This is a genomic window from Campylobacter sp. LMG 17559 (assembly GCF_024723605.1).
GTDB lineage: Bacteria > Campylobacterota > Campylobacteria > Campylobacterales > Campylobacteraceae > Campylobacter_D.
On record NZ_JANQCZ010000014.1, the window covers coordinates 1 to 17,233 of the forward strand.

Genomic DNA, 17,233 nt, shown 5'->3' on the forward strand with positions numbered 1-17,233 from the left:
GCTTTAGGAATTTCACAAATTAATCAATCTGTTTCAGTAATTGATGGTTTAACTAAAGAAAACTCACAAATTGCTCATGCGACTAATTCTGTAGCTAATGAAGTTGATTCTATGTCAGCTGATATTGTAGCAGAGGTTAGAAGAAAGAAATTCTAAAAAACTACCCTTTAAAGGGTAGTTTAATTTATAAAATATTCTTGAATTTTATTTTTATCTTCAAAAGCCATGCTTTGGAAAATTTTATCTTTAAAGCCTATTTTGTATTTTGTATTATTTTGAGTTTTAGCATAAGTTAGTGCTATGCTTAGAGCAAGTTCAAGATCTTGTGGATTGATGTTTTCATCCACCAAAGAATAAGCACCTATTAAATCAAAAAGTTTTAATTCTTCGTATTTTTGAGTTTTTAATTCTTTTAAAAATTGATTTTCTAGCTCATTTCTACCTACTATCATTTTAGAGCCATTTGGAAGTCTTAAGTGGCGTCCGTATTTTAAAAGTTGAGCATCATTAACTTGCATATTTTTATCAAATTTAATGAAATCTTTGATTTTATTAGAAAAGCTCTCAAGTGTAAGCAAACATCCACCGCCTGGACTTTCAAAATCTTCAAAACCAAATTTGGCAGCTAGTTCAAGTTGTCTCTTTCTGCTTCTTCCACTTATATTTTCTAACTTTTCTCTATCAACCCAACCCTCACGCTCAGGTTTAGTTAAAGGTAAATTTTTAGCGCACATTGGACGCAAGATTAAATCTTCTTCATCAAGTGCTAGTTTTTTAACCTTGGCCATAGCGTCATTTCTTTGGCTCATTGGGCGTTGACCAACTACTTCTCCTGTGATGATAAAACTTGCATTTTCATCTTTTAACATTGAAAGAGCAGTTTTAAACATAAAAGCATGACAATCTATACAAGGATTAAAATGCTTTCCATATCCATATTGAGGGTTAAATAAAACTTCTTGTAAATAAGCATTTCTTGCATCTATCATTTCAAAACTAGCCCCTGCCATAGCAGCGCGTTTTGCCATGAGTTCGCTTTTATCGCTTGTGCCACCAAAGCCTATATTGATATTTAAAGCTTTTACTTCTATGCCTTGAGAGCTTATGAGTTTTATAGCAAGCATAGAATCAAGCCCGCCACTAAAAAGTGCTAATGCTTTCATTTTTTCCTTTCGAAATTTTTGGCATATTGTAATGAATATTTTTTAATTTTTGTGCAAGTTTTTATTTAAAAAACTTCTTCTTCAAAGTTATAATGAATTGCTTTTTTATCTTTGATATTTTTTTGTAGTCTATTTAAAAATAATTCCAAGCTTTCCTCATCATCTAAAAAATGCACGCTTTTTAAAACTTCTATCAAGTGATTAAAAAAAACTTCATCATTTTGATAGCTTTTTTTGATTTTTTCTAAATTTTGATTGAGTAAATTATAAATTTGTTTTTTAAAGGCTTGTTTTAAATTTAAACTTTTTAATTTATTAAAATATGCAAGGTTGATCTTGCAAATAGCATATAAAAATTCTTCTAAATTGTTTAAGTTTTTGATATTTTCAAATTCATAAAGCTCTCTTATGCTAGGATCTTTAAAGTTTTTTTGCTCTAAAATAGCTTTAGTAATATCTTGGTGTAAAAAATATTCTTTTGCGCTTAAAAGTTTAAAAAGCCCTATGGTTTCATTATTTTCATATAAAAATTTCAAAAGCTCTAACTCGCTTATATTATTGATTTTACTTTGTTTTATAGGATTAATGAAGCTTATTTTTCTTGTATTTTTAGAAAGTTTAATATCATTAATATTTACACCCAAAAGATTTGCTACTAAGGTAGTGTAAGAATTTGCCACTAAAGGCTCAAGATTAAAAGTGTATTTTTGTACCTCTTCTAAAGCCTTTTGCTTACTAAGCGCTGAGCTTAAATCACAACTTGCAATCAAACTTCTTATATAAAATTCTCCAAGCTCTATGCCTTTTTCTAAAATATTAAAAAGTAATTTTTCTTGATGGCTTGCTACAAGTTCGGCCGGATCTTTTCCACCTTCTATTAAGACTACTTTTCCATCAATTTTTGCTAAACTTAGCAAATGTGCTGAACGCACAGCAGCATTAAGCCCTGCATTATCATTATCAAAACACAAAATCACCCTTGCTTCTAATCTTTTTATCAAAGGTATGTGATTTTCACCCAAAGCTGTTCCTAAAACTGCCACAGCATTTTTAAATCCTGCTTTATGAAAGGCTATAGCATCCATATAGCCCTCGCAAATTATCATTTCTTTTTGTTTATAAATGGTATCTTTTGCTAAATTGAGTGCATAAAAAACGCGTGATTTATCAAAAAGTTTGCTTTGAGGAGAATTAACGTATTTTGCCATATTGTTTTCATCTAAAGTTCTACCACCAAAGCCTATGAGTAAATTTTTATGATCATAAATGCTAAAAGTAATGCGGTTGATAAAACTTGCATAAGCGCCATTTTCATTTTGTTTTATCGCACCTACCTCTAAAGCTTCTTCTTGAGTGATTTGCTCATTTTGTAAAAGTCTTAGTGTTTCATTAGAACTTGGTGCAAAGCCTAGTTCAAAGGTTCTAATATCCTCATCATTTAAACCTCTTTTATAAAGATAAGTTAAAGCTTCTTTGTTTTTAGCTAAGTTTTGCTTATAAAAAGCATTAAGAGTAGGTAAGATATGAATGATGGATTTTTTATTATCTTGTTTTTGCGAGGTATAAGTAAGTGAAAAATTACTCCATGAAGCAACTTTTTCCACTGCTTCAACAAAGTTTAATTTCTCATAATCCATTACAAATTTAAAAACATTACCCCCAGCCTTGCATGCAAAACAATGATAAAATCCTTTAATAGAATTAATATGCATACTAGGATTTTTATCATCATGAAAAGGACAAATGCAAACATAGCTTGAGCCTTGTTTTTTTACTTCAACATAATGAGCTATGATATCAACAATATCTGTTTTTTGTAAAAGTTGTTCTATACTTGCTTGTTCTATCATCTTTAAACCTTAAAGAAAATTATATAAGCATTTAGCTATAATTGTTATAAATTTGAAAATTAAGTTGTAAGGTTATGGATTTTTTCTTTGTAGAATACCGCGATCCTTTATTTGGTCTTATTGTTTTAACTGCTTTGGTTTTTATCATAGCTAGCTCACATTATATATGGCGTATTGTTGCAAGTAAAGACCAAAAAAGCAAACTTGATCGTTTTGTAAAAAAATTTGAAATTAATTCCACACACCAACAAATTTTAAAAAATGCCAATTTAAGCATAGAAAATTTAAATTTCTTAGCTCAAATTTTTACCAAAAGTGGTGAATTTGAAAAAGCTGTGGGGATTTATCTCATAGCTTTGCAAAAAGCAAATGAAGCAAGCCAAAAAGAATTTATCTTTTTTTCACTAGCACAAGTTTATCTAAAAGCAGGATTTTTAGAGCGTAGTGTAGAAGCTTTGTTAAATGCCTTAAAAATTAAAGCACGCAATAAAGAAAGCTTAAAACTTTTAAAAATTGTTTATTTAAAACTCAAAGATTATGACAAGGTTTTAGATGTTTTAGAGTGTTTGTTTGAGCTAGGAGAAAATATATATGCAGAAAAAGCCTTGATAAAAGCTTTAAAAATTCAAGCAAGTTCTAAAGAGCAAAAACAAAAACTAAAAGAAATTTTAGCTTTGAGCAAGGATAATGAGTATATTTTAAGACTTTGCTTTTTGCATTATAAAGATAAACTTACTCAAATGCCTCAATTTGAAAATGTCATTGATTTGCTTAATGAATGCAAAAGTCCGCTTAATCTTGAAGATGAAAAATACCATGAGTTTTTTTATGCAAAAAATTTAAGCACAAAAGCTATTCCTATCAAAAATCATAAACTAAAAATTTTAAAAATTTTAAACGATAATAAGCTAAGTGCAAATCTTAGCTTTACTTATGTGTGTAATAATTGTAAAAATCAAAGTCCTTTGTTTTTTTATCATTGTCCATTTTGTTATGAATTTGGAAAATGCGAGATTTATTATGAGGTAAAAGCTTGAAAAATATTGAAATTTATACTGATGGTTCTTGCTTAAATAACCCTGGCTTTGGAGGGTGGGCTTATGTTTTAGCTTATAAAAATCATCAAAAAGAACAAAGCGGAGCGTGTGAGAATACAACAAACAACCGTATGGAATTAATGGCTATTATAGAGGCTTTGAAAGCTTTAAAAGAACCATGTGAGGTAAAGTTATACACAGATTCAAATTTAATGGTACAAAGTATTAATGAATGGCTTGAAGGTTGGGTAAAAAAAGATTTTAAGGGTAAAAAAAATATTGATCTTTGGAAAGAGTATTTAAATGTAGCTAAAGATCATAAAATAACTGCTTTTTGGATCAAAGCACACAATGGCCATGAATTAAATGAGCGTTGTGATGAGCTAGCAAGAAATGCAGCCTTAAAGCTCCAAGAAGAAAGGTCAATAAATGCTTAAAAAACTCCAAGAAAGATTAAATTATCATTTTAAAAATGAGCAATTGCTTATCGAAGCTTTGACGCATAAAAGCTATAAAAAGCCTTATAATAACGAAAGATTAGAGTTTTTAGGTGATGCTGTAATGGATTTAGTAGTAGGGGAGTTTTTGTTTTTTAAATTTCAAAAAGACTCAGAAGGAAATCTTTCTAAACTTAGAGCAGCTTTGGTGAATGAAAAATCTTTTGCAACTTTAGCGCAAAAACTTGATCTTGGAGCATGTATTTTTATGTCTATTGCAGAAGAAAATAACGATGGACGCAATAAACCTTCTATACTTTCTGATGCTTTTGAAGCACTAATGGGGGCTTTGTATTTAGAAATAGGTTTTGAAAAAACTAAAAATATAGCATTAAATTTGCTTAATGAAGTTTATCCGCATATTGATACACAAAGTTTGTTTAAAGACTATAAAACAAGACTTCAAGAAATTACACAGGCAAATATGGCAGGCACACCTGAGTATATTGTAGTAAAGGCTTTTGGGCCTGATCATAAAAAGCAATTTGAAATCGCAGTGAAAATTCAAGGCATAGAAGTAGCAAGATCTACAGCAGGTAGTAAAAAAGAAGCCCAACAACAATGTGCTAAAATCGCACTTGAAAAATTAGGAAAACTATGAATAGTTTCGGAGTAAGATTTAAATTTACAAGCTTTGGTGAATCTCATGGTCAAGCTATAGGTTGTGTGATAGATGGTATGCCAGCAGGAGTAAAGTTTGACTTTGATTTTTTGCAAGAAATGTTAGATAAAAGAAAACCAGGTCAAAATAAATTTAGCACCCCTAGAAAAGAAGAAGATAAAGCTCAAGTTTTAAGTGGGGTTTTTGAGGGTTATACAACAGGAACTCCTATAAGTGTTTTGGTGTATAATGAAAATACACGCTCAAAAGATTATGAAAAAGATGTATTTCGTCCTGCGCATGCTGATTTTACTTATTATCACAAATATGGCATTAGAGATTATAGAGGCGGTGGAAGAGCTAGTGCTAGAGAAAGTGTAGCAAGAGTAGCAGCAGGAGCTGTGGCACAAATGCTTTTAAAAGAATTTGACATAGAGATAATGAGTGGGGTTTTTGGGGTAGGAAGTATTGATAGCAAGCTTAGTAATGATGAGTTTGATTTTGATTATGCTAAAAATAGTGAAGTTTATGCTTTAGATAAAAATTTAGAGCAAAGTTTTAAAGATGAAATTTTAAAAGCTAAAAAAGCTAAAAACAGCATAGGTGCTAGAGTTTTTACTAGAGTGAAAAACCCTATAAAAGGCTTAGGTGAGCCTTTGTATGATAAGCTTGATTCTAAACTTGCTCATGCAATTATGGGAGTCAATGCGGTTAAAGCTATAGAAATAGGAAGCGGTATTCAAAGTAGCTATATATATGGAAGTCAAAATAATGATGAGCTAAAAGATGGAGTGTTTTTAAGCAATCATAGCGGTGGGATCTTAGGTGGAATTTCTAATGGGGATTTTATTGATATAAAAACATATTTTAAACCAACGCCCTCTATATTTTTACCCCAACAAACACAAAATATTCAAGGAGAAAATATTATACATGAGTTAAAAGGCAGGCATGATCCTTGTGTGGGTATAAGAGGTGGTGTTGTAGTAAATGCTATGGTGGCAATTTGCATGGCTGATGCTTTGCTTTTAAATGCAAGTTCAAATTTGCAAAATTTACAACGAGTTTATGTAAAAAATAAATAAAAATTTAATACTTATTTAGATATGATGATAAAATATCTTTAAAAAGGGAGAAATATGAAAAAAAATATTGTGTTTTTTGAAGTTAGAGGTGGTAGCGATAAAGGTGAGGATGGTCATAGAAAAGATACTATGCCTATGGTAAATGCCTTAAAAGAACAAGGTTGGAATGCTGAGGTTATCTTTTTTGAAGTAGAGAAAAAAGATGAAATTTATGAATATGTAAAAAACAATGCTGATGCTTATGTTTCTAGAATCAACCCAGGAAATTTAAAAGAAGAAAATGAGTATTTTGATATGCTCAGAAAACTTTGCGCAAATGGTGTTATAGGTATGCCTCATCCTGATGCGATGATAGGATATGGCGCTAAAGATGCACTTACCAAGCTTAATAAAACAGCTTTAGTACCTGAAGATACTTATGCGTATTATGATATCAAAACTTTTAAAGAAAGTTTTCCAAAAACTTTAGCAAAGGGTGAGAGGGTTTTAAAACAAAATCGTGGCTCAACAGGTGAGGGAATTTGGCGTGTAAGATTGATAGATGAGTTACCAGCAGGAGCTGTGAGCGTGCCATTAAATGCAAAAATCAAATGCACAGAAGCAAAAGATAATCACACAGAAGAAAGAGAACTTGGTGAGTTTATGGACTTTTGTGAGCAATACATTATAGGTGATAATGGTATGCTTGTAGATATGACTTTCTTACCGCGTATTAAAGAAGGTGAAATTAGAATTTTAATGCTTTATCATACTCCAATTTATGTAGTACATAAAAAGCCTGCAGAAGGTGCTGATGCATTCTCTGCTACACTTTTTTCAGGTGCAAAATATAGATATGATGAGCCAAAAGATTGGCAAGGATTGGTTGATTGGTTTTTAGCAACCTTACCTGAAATTCGTTCAAAACTTGGAAATTATGATATTCCTTTGATTTGGACTGCTGATTTTATTTTAGATACAGATGAAAATGGTAAAGATAAATATGTTTTAGGTGAGATTAACTGCTCTTGCGTAGGATTTACCTCTCCTGCTGAATTTGTTGAGCCTATTGCTAAAAAAGTAGCTCAAAATATCATTGATATCGTAAGTAAAAATTAACCCTTGTTTTAACAAGGGTTTTTTAAAAACTCATTATGCTTTTAACTATACTTTATATTATCGGAATTACTGTTGATGCAATGACAGGAGCTATTGCTGCAGGAAGGCATAAAATGGATCTTTTTGGAGTAATATTTATAGCTTTGGTAACAGCTATTGGTGGAGGTTCGATTAGAGATATTTTACTTGATCATCATCCGCTAACTTGGATTAAAACTCCTGAATATGTGATTTTAATTTGTGTTGCAGCTATGATTACAACAAAAATTGCCAAATATGTTATAAGGCTTGAAAAACTTTTTTTGATTTTAGATGCTATAGGTTTGGTTGTTTTTAGTGTTTTAGGTGCACAAATTGCAATACAAATGGGGTATGGTTTTATAGTGGCTGTGAGTTCAGCTGTGATTACTGGTGTATTTGGTGGGATATTAAGAGATATACTATGCGCTAGGATACCACTTGTATTTCAAAAAGAAATTTATGCGGGTGTTGCTATATTAACAGGGGCTTTGTATTATATATTGTATATTTTAGGCGTAGATGAGTTATGGGTAATTCTTGTTTCATTGATTGTAGGAACCATAGCAAGACTTTTGGCTATATATTATGGTTTAAGTTTGCCTATATTTTCTTTTAAGGATGGAGAAAATAAAGAAAGTTAAAATTCTATCTTATAAACTCTTAAAGAACAAGCTTCATTATCCATAATATTTTCAATAAAAATTCCACCATATTTTTCATAAAATCCTACAAGTTCTGTCAGTAGGTAAAATTTATTTATATTTTTTGTTTTCAAATCATTTTTTATAAATTTTAATAATTGATTAGTTAATTTGTTTCCTCTGTAATTTTCTTCAACATATAAAGCACATAAATTTGGCTCCAAATCTTTTCTGTTGTGAAAATCATTTTGTATAATTCCAGCTCCAGCTATAATAGAGTTTTTATCTAAAACTAAATACCATTGAGGAATAGTTTGACTGTTAAAGCTACTTTCTATGCTTTCAAAATAAATTTTTTCATCTATACCCCATTTTTCAGAAAACCATTTGGAAGCTTTTATTGACAGTTCTTTTTTGTCTGATATATTTATTATATGCACAAATGAAATCTCCTTATGGAATGCCAGAATTTATAATCAATTTTTGTATTTAGAAGTTAAAAAGTGGTGACCCATACGAGACTCGAACTCGTGTTACCGCCGTGAAAGGGCGATGTCCTAACCGCTAGACGAATGGGCCAAATATTAAATAAGAAATGAAATTATATCTTATTTAATTTAAAAAAAACTTAATTATTTTACAAAGCGTAGATAAAAATAACCAAATACTCCTGAAACTAAAGAAGCTAGCAAAATAGCAAAATTATCCACAAAATTAAATATATCACTCACTTCATAGGCAAGTGCGTCTATAAAAAAGCTCATGGTAAAACCTATACCTGTGAGTATGCAAACTCCATAGAGTTGTTTAAAATTAGCATCTTTTGGTAGTTTTGCAAGTTTAAATTTAATTGCCATATAAGCAAAGCCAAATACACCTAGTTGTTTTCCAACAAACAAACCTAAGAAAATCCCTACACTTACACCGCTAAATAGCATATGTACTTCAATTTTTGAAAGATCAACCCCTGCATTGGCAAAAGCAAAAAGCGGTAGTATTATAAAAGCTATCCAAAATTTTAAACCATGCTCGATTTCTTCTAATAAAGCATGGTTGTTTTTTGTATATACAGGTATAAATAAAGCTGTGATGATACCTGCTAAAGTTGCATGCACTCCACTTTTTAATACACTAAGCCAAAGTAATGCTCCAAGTATATAATAAAATGATTTTCTTTCATTGCCCAAGCGATTAAGTAAAAATAGACCCACAATACAGCAAATAGCAACAAAAAAAGCTAAAGTTGAAAGCTCTCCTGTATAAAAAATAGCAATGATTAAAATAGCTCCTACATCATCAAAAATCGCTAAAGATACTAAGAATATTTTTAAAGAACTTGGTATGCGTTGTTTTAGCATTGTAAGTATAACTAGGGCAAATGCAGTATCAGTTGCCGTTGGTATAGCCCAACCTTTTAAAACATAAGCATCATTAAAATTGATAGCACAAAATATCAAAGCAGGCACAACTATACCGCCTATAGCAGCCATTAAGGGTAGGGTAATATTACTAAGAGTTTTAAACTCTCCTTGAACAAATTCTTTTTTTAATTCAAGCCCTATGGCAAAGAAAAAGATTGCAATAAGACCATCATTAATCCACAATAAAGAAGGCTTAAAAAGTTCCCAGGAACCTACTTTTACACCCATTTCTACACTTAAAAAATCTATATAGTGTTGTCCATAAGGGCTATTTTTAAGTAGTAAGGCAAAGATCGTTGCTAACAAAAGCAACAATCCTCCTAAAATTTCAAGTGATAAAAAGTTTTGGAAACTTCTTAATTTCATTTTTTAAAACTATAAATAAGTTTTAGGTAAACATATCCAACTATAGCGCTTAATAATGAAGCTACTAAAATTGCAAGTTTGTCTGAATATGCAAAAATATCACTATTTTGATAAGCTAGGCCATCTATAAAAAAGCTCATAGTAAAACCTATACCTGTGAGTATACAAACCCCGTAAAGTTGTTTGAAATTAACATTTTGTGGAAGTTTTGCTAGTCCTAGTTTTATGCTAATATATGAAAATAAAAATACTCCAATTTGTTTTCCTAAAAATAATCCTAAAATAATACCTAAGCTAACCGAAGAAAACATAAAACTTGGATCCATATCTTTTAAATCAACTCCCGCATTTGCAAAAGCAAAAATAGGCAAGATGAAATAACTCACCCAAGGTGCTAAGTCGTGTTCTATTTCTTTTAAAAAAGACTCACCGCTTTTTGTTTGAAGTGGTATAAATAAAGCAGTAATCACACCTGCCAAAGTTGCATGCACCCCACTTTTTAGCATGCTTATCCAAAATACTATAGCTATGATGATATAAAAAGATTTTTTAGTAACATGGAAGTGATTTAACAAATAAAGCGCTAGAATACACACTAAAGCAGCAATCATAGCAAAAACTGAAAGTTCGCTTGTATAAAATAAAGCAATTACAATAATCGCGCCTAAATCATCAAAAATAGCTAAAGAAAGTAAGAATAATTTTAAAGAAGTAGGTACTCTTTTGCCTAAAAGCATTAAAATACCAACCGCAAAAGCTACATCAGTAGCCGTTGGTATAGCCCAACCTTGCAAAGCAAAAGGATCCTTATAGTTAAAAAACGCAAAAATCAAAGCAGGCACTATCATACCGCCAAGTGCAGCAAATACAGGTAAAGACATAGCCTTTATACTATTGAGTTGCCCTCTTGTTACTTCATATTTTAATTCAAGTCCTATAGCAAAGAAAAAGATTGCAATAAGTCCATCATTAATCCATAAAAGTAAAGGTTTGAAAATTTCTAAACTTCCAGCTTGAAAGCCAAAAGGAATATTTAAAAAGTTAGTATATTGATCCGTTAAAGAACTATTTTGTAAAATGAGTGCAAGTACGGTAAAAAATATTAGTAAAACACCAGGAAAAGTTTCACTTTTAACAAAGGTTTGAAGTCTTTGCATAAATAGCCTTTTTAAATTTTTATTAACATGTTATTTTAACATAAAAAGGCTTGAAATTTAAAGTTTAAGCAGAAAAACTGCTTAAACAGGTATAACGCGTATATTTGGACTAAGTTCTTCTTGTAAGATATTTTCTATAGCATATAAGGTTGCACCACTCCCACTTGAACAGCCGCTACATGCTCCAAGATAACGTATGTATATATCTATATTTTTATTGTCACTTTTTTGGATATCAATTACTTCTAAATCTCCACCATCACCGTGTAGCATAGGACGCACATCGCTATCTAAAACAGCTTCTACTGCTTTTAGTTGTTTAACCATGGTCATATCATCAAAAGCAATATCTGTTTTACTTTGATCTTTTAGCTTTTCTCTTTCCATTTCAGCTCTAGTTTCAGCTAAAATATCTACAAGATAATAATCTTTTTTCTCATGTCCTCCAGGCTTAACGCAAGATTTACAAAAAGCACCTGCTTTGGTAAATTGTGTGATTTCTTCTACTGTATGTAAATCATTTAGTTTGATTACTTCTTTAATGGTTCCAAGGCTTACCCTAGCGCACTCACAAACTATGATTTGATCTTCAAAATCCTCAGGATTAACACCTTTATAATGCGCCGCAGCTTGTTTGATAACATCATAAGCCATAACTGAGCAGTGCATTTTTTGCGGTGGAACTGCAGGAGTTTCAGGATTATCTCTCATAGCAAATTCAACATCTAAATTTGTAATTTTTACAGCCTCATCCACGGTTTTACCTATACAAAGATCAACCATAGTATCACTACTTGCTATTGCTGTACCACAGCCAAAGCTTTTAAATTTAGCATCAATGATTTTATCAGTTTTTTCATCTACCAACCAATAAAGCCTAACTGCATCACCACAGCTTTCAGCTCCAAAATCTGCAACAATAAGTTTTGCATTTGCTTTTTGTGCATCTTCTTGTGTGAATTCGCCCATATGTTGAGGGTTATTCATTCTATCTTGTACTTTTTGAGAATACTCATCCCAAATTGATCCACCAATTAAATTATTCTTTGCCATTTTTTATCCTTTAAATATTTTCAGGCTTATATGCATAAGTACTTGAGATTGCTCTAAGTCTTTGCGTTGCTTTTTTTATTTGCTCTGCTGCATAATCAATTTCATCTTCTGTATTAAATCTTGATAAAGAAAGTCTTAGGGCAGTATGAGCTAAATCGTTTTCAGCACCAATTGCCTCCATGATAGGATTGCTCTCAAGTGCTTCGCTAGCACAGGCTGAACCAGTGCTTGCTGCTATACCATTTTTGTTTAAATCCCAAAGCATAGCCTCGCCTTCTACGCCTTTAATGCTTGCTAAGATGGTATTAGGAACCCTTCTTGATCTATCTCCAACTACACTTGTATCAGGCATAGCTAAAATTAAATCTTCTAATTTATCTCTTAATCTTCTAATGTGTGAGTTTTCAAAATCAAGCATAGTATTTGCAATTCTTAAAGCTTCTGCCATTGCTATAATATATGGCACATTTAAAGTTCCGCTTCTTCTACCACCCATATGCTCACCACCATGTAAAAGCGGAGTTAATTCTATATCTTTTTTAATATAAAGTCCACCTACACCTTTTGGACCATGGAATTTATGTGCAGAAAATGAAGCAAAATCAACCCCAGCTTTTGCAAAATTAACCTTGATTTTCCCAACAGCTTGAGTTGCATCAGTATGAAATAATGCTCCATATTCATGAGCAATTTGAGCCATTTCTTCTATAGGAAAAATCATACCAGTTTCATTATTTGCCCACATAATGCTTACTAGGGCAGTTTTATCTGAAATAGCTTCTTTTAGATCTTTTACACTAGAAACACCCTCATGATCAACGCCAAGTTCTATGACTTTTACTCCTAAAGATTTTAAAAACATAGCACTAGCTGCTACTGCAGGATGTTCTACACTAGAAATAATTACTTCATTTCTATCGCTATTTAAAATTCTATCAAAATACACACCTTTTAATACCCAGTTGATACTCTCTGTGGCACAGGAAGTGATAATGATGTCATCTAAATCGCTTGCCCCAAGTCCTGCATAAAGTTTATCCATAGCTTCTTTTAAAGCAGGGTGGGTTGCACTACCCCATTGATGAAGGCTGTTTGGATTACCATAATGTTCTTTTAAAAAAGGTTTCATAAGCTCATAAGCTTCTGGTGCAAGTTGTGTTGTTGCATTATTATCTAAATATACTTTCAAAATTACACTCCTTTAATTAGGATAATTTTTATCTTTTTTGTTAATATACACTAAAATGTTAAATTTAACATTAAACTAAATGGATTTAACTTGTGTAAAATTTTTTATTATTTTAGCACAAGTTAAGCCATTGCATTTAAATATGAGTGTAAAATTTTATTAATGCTTGCTTGTCTTTTGCGATTTTCTAAAAATTGAGTATCTAAAAGTTCTTTTTGAGTATTAATTTTTTCAAGATCGATATTAGAATCATTTTGATTAAACTCTTTTTTTAAAGCTTCAAAATCTTTGCTAATTTGCTCACTATAAAGACTATAAATAGAACTTGAATTAGCGAATTCTTGCATGTTGATACTGTGTTGATAGTTAATGTATTGTTGAAAGAAAACTGAAAGTTTATCTTCTGTGGTGTTGTTTTTATCTACTCCATTGATATATAAATATAAATCAAAACTCATTTTTTCTTTATTGTTTTCACTTAGATAATCTTGCATGCTCATTTGACCTCTCATGAGTTTTTGAAAATTTACATTAGAAGACATATCTAACTCAATAGGAGTTAAAAAGAAATTGGCCTTTTGATTATTTTGTTCTTTTAAATCATGATAAATATAATTAAGCAATAATCCACTTTTAGAAACTTCGCCTTGTCGGTTTAGATAAGGTCTTATGATAGGATTACTAGCCGTGTTTTCAATGCTCGCATTGAATGCAAAGTTTCCTATTTTGTTATCAAGCATTAAGGTATTTAGATTTTTATTTGCTTCTTTTGCATTTTGTAAACTTTTGGCATTTTCATAAACTTTTAAAATTTTTCCTTCATAAGTATAGCTATAACCTTGATTTAATTCTGAAATTTGCGCTTTACTTAAAAAATTATTATCATTTTTTTGAAATTCTTGATTGATGGTTTTTAGCGTATTGTGATAAGTGTTTAAAAGTCTTGGCAAGTCTATTTTGTTATAGTTTAAATTTTCATCAAGCTTTATAAGTTGTTTTGAAATTTCTCTTATACTTTTTATATTAATATCATAATCAAGAGGCAAAGCAGCCGTTTTATTAAGATCTTTTTCAAAAAAACCTTGCTCATTGATTCTAAAACCAAACTCGCTTGCATAGCTTACTTCATAATCTAAATTAGAACCTTTTATATCAAGTAAATCACTTTTAATATTGGTATTTTCTTTTTTTTCTTCCGCGTGTTCAGTCTTTGCAAAAGGATAATTTGCAAAATTCTGATACGGATTGACATTAGAATTTACAAACATAACTCTTCTCTTCAAAAATATTGCTTAGCCTTAAAAAAGCAAAAGCTATGCCAAAATTTTTGAATCGAAGAGAAAAATTAAGCGTAAATGTCAAGCAATCCTGAACTAGTGCTAGGAGTAGTAGTTGGAGCAGGGTTTGCATTTACGCCTTCAAGTACTTGCATTACTGCATTTTCATTGGCTTCTATGGTTTTTTTCATCATAGTAGTTGCAATGTTAAGCATTAAACTTGCTTGGTTGTTAGTAACTTCGCCCATAACATACTCCTTTTGTTTGGATTAGTAGTATTATCGGCAAAGTTTGGTTAATATTAAGCTATATTATAAATTTTTGATAAGTAGTGATTGTGAGTGTTTTCTTTTGCTTCAAGCATATCGATATAGTTTTTAAATTCATCCATATCTTTAAAAAGATTTTTCATGGTAGTGTTAATTTCGCTAGAAAAATTTTGAAGATTGCTTTGTGTTTTTAAATATCTTTCTATTTGATAAATTCTAGCGATTTCTCTTTCATACTCATCTTGAGTTATTCTTTTTGCACTAAATTCTGCATTTAGTATTTTTTTATCATTGATAATAAATGATTTTTTTTGATTGTTGATTTTAAATTCAACGATAAATTCTTCTTTTGAATTAATAATTTTTAAGTATTTTAATTTAGCTTTATTTTCTAATAAAAGATAGCTTATACACTCTAAAAACATATGTGTAAAAATTTCTCTTTCAAAGATATTTTGACAAATATCGGTGTATTTTAAACCCAAGCTTTGTTGATGATCTAAAAAAGCTATATTTGACATGATCCATCCTTTTTTCATGACTTTTTATCATAAAAAGAGCAAAAATCATTCCAATTATTGCGTATCAATCATTTTTAGCATATTGGTAGTATCTTCAAATTCAAAACTTTCTTCAGGATTTTGACTAAGAAATTGTTGCATAAAGTCTTTTTTAGCGATAGCCTGATCAAGTTCTTTATCAGTGCCTTTTTGATAAGCACCGATTCTAAGTAAAACCTCATTTTCTTTAAGCAAAGAATTTAAACGTTTAAATTTTCTAGCAGCTAGTTTGTGTTCATCACTAATAATATCCCCCATAACCCTTGAGGCTGAATTTTGTATATTTATAGGTGGATAAATTCCAAAGTCAGTGAGTTCACGACTAAGCACTATATGCCCATCTAGGATAGATCTACTTTGGTCAGCTATTGGATCACTCATATCATCTCCATCAACTAACACGGTAAAAAATGCTGTTATAGTGCCTTTACCTTCTTCTTTTCCTGCGCGCTCCATAAGCTGAGGTAAAAGACTTAAAACGCTTGGCGGATAGCCTTTTGTCGTAGGTGGTTCACCTAGAGCTAGGCCTATTTCTCTTTGAGCCATAGCAAATCGCGTTACACTATCCATGATAAATAACACATCTTTACCTTGTTCTTTAAAATACTCAGCCACACTCATAGCGCAAAATGCTCCGTATTTTCTCATCAGTGCACTATCATCGCTTGTTGCAACGATGATGACAGTATCATCAAGTTTACCACCAAGATTTTTTTGTATAAATTCAGGAATTTCTCTACCGCGCTCACCGATTAAAGCTATGACTTTAATCGGAGCTTTGGAATTTTTTACTATCATTCCCATAAGGGTTGATTTACCAACCCCGCTTCCTGCAAAAATCCCAAGCTTTTGTCCTACCCCACAAGTTAAAAGCGCATCTATTGTTTTAACTCCTACTGGAAAGACTTCCTCTATCAAACCTCGTTTCATTGCATCAATAGGTGCACGCATAATAGGCATAAATTTACTTGCCTCAATAGGTCCTTTGCCATCTTTTGGTCGCATAAAAGGATCAACCACTCTTCCTAAAAGTTCATCACTAACTCCTATTTGCATACCTGCATCGTTAATAAAAGCACGATCACCTATTTTAAAACCTTCTACAAAGCCAAAAGGACTTAAATAGCTTAAATTCTCATCTACTTCTACCACCATAGCCATAGCTTCTTTACTCTCATCTTCACTAGAAACTATTTTAATGATATCACCTATGCTAGTTTTTAAGCCATTTATCTCTATACTAGTGCTTGAAATTTTAGTAATTTGTCCAAAAACACTGGCAAGATTTTGTGAAGCAATTTTGCTACGAAGTTTTTCTAAACCCATTAAAATCTAACCTGTTTTGCTGAGTTAATTAAAGTGAAAAATTCTTTTCTTGTTTTTTCACTTTTTAAAAAGCTACCTCTTAATGCTGAAGTACTAGTAGTAGAATTTGCCTTTTGCACTCCACGCATTTCAACACACATATGTCTTGCTTCAATAACCACTCCAACGCCTTTTGCACCTACATGTTCCATTAGTGCTTCTGCGATTTGCTCTGTGAGTTGTTCTTGAATCTGCAGGCGTCTTGCAAAAACTTCTACAAGGCGTGGAATTTTACTAAGTCCTACGACTTTTTTATCTGGTATATACGCAACATGTACGCGCCCAAAAAAAGGCAAAAGATGATGTTCACAAAGACTATAAAATTCTATATCTCTTACTAAAACCATTTCATTGTTTGAACTTTCAAATAAAGCATCATTTAGTATTTGTTTTGGATCTTGTTTATAACCGCTATTTAAAAATTCAAAAGCCTTAAAAACTCTAGTAGGAGTTTTTAAAAGCCCTTCTCTTTGTGGATTTTCCCCGATAATTTCTAACATATTTTTTACTGATTGTTCAAATTTTTCTTGCATTTTTTCTCCATCAAAAATTAAAATTTTAACATATTTTTATTTTTATATAA

General features: G+C 31.1%; 18 protein-coding genes and 1 tRNA gene. 6 read left to right on the forward strand and 13 right to left on the reverse strand.

Going from position 1 to position 17,233, the window contains the following annotated elements; all coding sequences use genetic code 11:
- Positions 1-179: 179 nt before the first annotated feature.
- Both CAMP5082_RS06955 and dnaG read right to left on the reverse strand, forming a co-directional pair.
- Entirely contained in the window at positions 180-1,163 is a 984-nt protein-coding gene (locus CAMP5082_RS06955) for an argininosuccinate synthase domain-containing protein (RefSeq protein WP_337206313.1), read from the reverse strand.
- Between the two features lie 65 nt (positions 1,164-1,228).
- Positions 1,229-3,013 carry a DNA primase gene (gene dnaG / locus CAMP5082_RS06960; RefSeq protein ID WP_337206314.1) on the reverse strand — a complete coding sequence of 595 codons (1,785 nt, stop codon included), beginning with the start codon at positions 3,011-3,013 and terminating at the stop codon, positions 1,229-1,231.
- A 74-nt stretch (positions 3,014-3,087) separates the two neighbouring features.
- On the opposite strand from dnaG, the gene CAMP5082_RS06965 reads away from it, so the two are divergent.
- The 6 genes from CAMP5082_RS06965 to CAMP5082_RS06990 are packed head-to-tail and all read left to right on the forward strand — an operon-like array spanning position 3,088 to position 7,993.
- Entirely contained in the window at positions 3,088-4,050 is a 963-nt protein-coding gene (locus CAMP5082_RS06965) for a hypothetical protein (RefSeq protein ID WP_337206315.1), read from the forward strand.
- Positions 4,047-4,487, forward strand: a complete 441-nt coding sequence (rnhA, locus tag CAMP5082_RS06970) for a ribonuclease HI (protein ID WP_263736989.1) — start codon at positions 4,047-4,049, stop codon at positions 4,485-4,487. The genes CAMP5082_RS06965 and rnhA overlap by 4 nt, the downstream gene beginning before the upstream one ends.
- Positions 4,480-5,148: a ribonuclease III gene (gene rnc / locus CAMP5082_RS06975; RefSeq protein WP_039619409.1), complete on the forward strand. Its 669-nt coding sequence runs from the start codon at positions 4,480-4,482 to the stop codon at positions 5,146-5,148. The genes rnhA and rnc overlap by 8 nt, the downstream gene beginning before the upstream one ends.
- Positions 5,145-6,233, forward strand: coding sequence for a chorismate synthase (gene aroC, locus CAMP5082_RS06980; RefSeq protein ID WP_039619408.1), 1,089 nt, complete (start codon positions 5,145-5,147; stop codon positions 6,231-6,233). Before rnc ends, aroC begins: the two co-directional genes overlap by 4 nt.
- Positions 6,234-6,287: 54 nt before the next feature.
- A complete protein-coding gene (locus CAMP5082_RS06985) occupies positions 6,288-7,331 on the forward strand; it encodes a Cj0069 family protein (RefSeq protein WP_039619407.1) in 1,044 nt (347 codons plus the stop codon).
- Between the two features lie 35 nt (positions 7,332-7,366).
- Positions 7,367-7,993 (forward strand): trimeric intracellular cation channel family protein, encoded by a 627-nt coding sequence (locus CAMP5082_RS06990; protein WP_337206316.1) that lies wholly within the window; start codon positions 7,367-7,369, stop codon positions 7,991-7,993.
- On the opposite strand, the gene CAMP5082_RS06995 is transcribed toward CAMP5082_RS06990, so the two are convergent.
- The 11 genes from CAMP5082_RS06995 to folE all read right to left on the reverse strand — a co-directional run bounded on the left by CAMP5082_RS06995 (position 7,990) and on the right by folE (position 17,183).
- Complete coding sequence (locus tag CAMP5082_RS06995; protein ID WP_337206317.1) at positions 7,990-8,433, reverse strand: GNAT family N-acetyltransferase; 444 nt, start codon at positions 8,431-8,433, stop codon at positions 7,990-7,992. The genes CAMP5082_RS06990 and CAMP5082_RS06995 overlap by 4 nt on opposite strands.
- A 64-nt stretch (positions 8,434-8,497) precedes the next feature.
- A tRNA-Glu gene (locus CAMP5082_RS07000) sits at positions 8,498-8,572 on the reverse strand.
- 53 nt (positions 8,573-8,625) lie between these two features.
- Positions 8,626-9,780 (reverse strand): Na+/H+ antiporter NhaA, encoded by a 1,155-nt coding sequence (nhaA, locus tag CAMP5082_RS07005; protein WP_337206318.1) that lies wholly within the window; start codon positions 9,778-9,780, stop codon positions 8,626-8,628.
- Positions 9,777-10,937 carry a Na+/H+ antiporter NhaA gene (gene nhaA / locus CAMP5082_RS07010; RefSeq protein WP_263679575.1) on the reverse strand — a complete coding sequence of 387 codons (1,161 nt, stop codon included), beginning with the start codon at positions 10,935-10,937 and terminating at the stop codon, positions 9,777-9,779. Before nhaA (CAMP5082_RS07010) ends, nhaA (CAMP5082_RS07005) begins: the two co-directional genes overlap by 4 nt.
- Positions 10,938-11,018: 81 nt before the next feature.
- A complete protein-coding gene (locus CAMP5082_RS07015; protein WP_087685319.1) occupies positions 11,019-11,990 on the reverse strand; it encodes an iron-sulfur cluster assembly scaffold protein in 972 nt (323 codons plus the stop codon).
- Positions 11,991-12,000: 10 nt separating this feature from the next.
- Positions 12,001-13,179, reverse strand: a complete 1,179-nt coding sequence (locus CAMP5082_RS07020; RefSeq protein ID WP_115646283.1) for a NifS family cysteine desulfurase — start codon at positions 13,177-13,179, stop codon at positions 12,001-12,003.
- Positions 13,180-13,301: 122 nt separating this feature from the next.
- Entirely contained in the window at positions 13,302-14,447 is a 1,146-nt protein-coding gene (locus CAMP5082_RS07025; RefSeq protein WP_337206324.1) for a hypothetical protein, read from the reverse strand.
- Between the two features lie 77 nt (positions 14,448-14,524).
- Positions 14,525-14,704 carry a putative motility protein gene (locus CAMP5082_RS07030; RefSeq protein ID WP_039619394.1) on the reverse strand — a complete coding sequence of 60 codons (180 nt, stop codon included), beginning with the start codon at positions 14,702-14,704 and terminating at the stop codon, positions 14,525-14,527.
- 53 nt (positions 14,705-14,757) lie between these two features.
- Positions 14,758-15,246: a hypothetical protein gene (locus CAMP5082_RS07035; RefSeq protein WP_263664075.1), complete on the reverse strand. Its 489-nt coding sequence runs from the start codon at positions 15,244-15,246 to the stop codon at positions 14,758-14,760.
- A gap of 54 nt (positions 15,247-15,300) precedes the next feature.
- Positions 15,301-16,611: a flagellar protein export ATPase FliI gene (gene fliI / locus CAMP5082_RS07040; protein WP_337206319.1), complete on the reverse strand. Its 1,311-nt coding sequence runs from the start codon at positions 16,609-16,611 to the stop codon at positions 15,301-15,303.
- Positions 16,611-17,183 carry a GTP cyclohydrolase I FolE gene (gene folE / locus CAMP5082_RS07045; protein ID WP_012662169.1) on the reverse strand — a complete coding sequence of 191 codons (573 nt, stop codon included), beginning with the start codon at positions 17,181-17,183 and terminating at the stop codon, positions 16,611-16,613. The genes fliI and folE overlap by 1 nt, the downstream gene beginning before the upstream one ends.
- Positions 17,184-17,233: the final 50 nt, after the last annotated feature.

Coding starts and splice junctions, on each gene's coding strand:
- CAMP5082_RS06955 (WP_337206313.1), bottom strand. CDS start 1,163: ATGAAAGCATTAGCACTTTTTAGTGGCGGGCTTGATTCTATGCTTGCT.
- dnaG (WP_337206314.1), bottom strand. CDS start 3,013: ATGATAGAACAAGCAAGTATAGAACAACTTTTACAAAAAACAGATATT.
- CAMP5082_RS06965 (WP_337206315.1), top strand. CDS start 3,088: ATGGATTTTTTCTTTGTAGAATACCGCGATCCTTTATTTGGTCTTATT.
- rnc (WP_039619409.1), top strand. CDS start 4,480: ATGCTTAAAAAACTCCAAGAAAGATTAAATTATCATTTTAAAAATGAG.
- aroC (WP_039619408.1), top strand. CDS start 5,145: ATGAATAGTTTCGGAGTAAGATTTAAATTTACAAGCTTTGGTGAATCT.
- CAMP5082_RS06985 (WP_039619407.1), top strand. CDS start 6,288: ATGAAAAAAAATATTGTGTTTTTTGAAGTTAGAGGTGGTAGCGATAAA.
- CAMP5082_RS06990 (WP_337206316.1), top strand. CDS start 7,367: ATGCTTTTAACTATACTTTATATTATCGGAATTACTGTTGATGCAATG.
- nhaA (WP_337206318.1), bottom strand. CDS start 9,780: ATGAAATTAAGAAGTTTCCAAAACTTTTTATCACTTGAAATTTTAGGA.
- nhaA (WP_263679575.1), bottom strand. CDS start 10,937: ATGCAAAGACTTCAAACCTTTGTTAAAAGTGAAACTTTTCCTGGTGTT.
- CAMP5082_RS07015 (WP_087685319.1), bottom strand. CDS start 11,990: ATGGCAAAGAATAATTTAATTGGTGGATCAATTTGGGATGAGTATTCT.
- CAMP5082_RS07025 (WP_337206324.1), bottom strand. CDS start 14,447: ATGTTTGTAAATTCTAATGTCAATCCGTATCAGAATTTTGCAAATTAT.
- CAMP5082_RS07030 (WP_039619394.1), bottom strand. CDS start 14,704: ATGGGCGAAGTTACTAACAACCAAGCAAGTTTAATGCTTAACATTGCA.
- CAMP5082_RS07035 (WP_263664075.1), bottom strand. CDS start 15,246: ATGTCAAATATAGCTTTTTTAGATCATCAACAAAGCTTGGGTTTAAAA.
- fliI (WP_337206319.1), bottom strand. CDS start 16,611: ATGGGTTTAGAAAAACTTCGTAGCAAAATTGCTTCACAAAATCTTGCC.
- folE (WP_012662169.1), bottom strand. CDS start 17,183: ATGCAAGAAAAATTTGAACAATCAGTAAAAAATATGTTAGAAATTATC.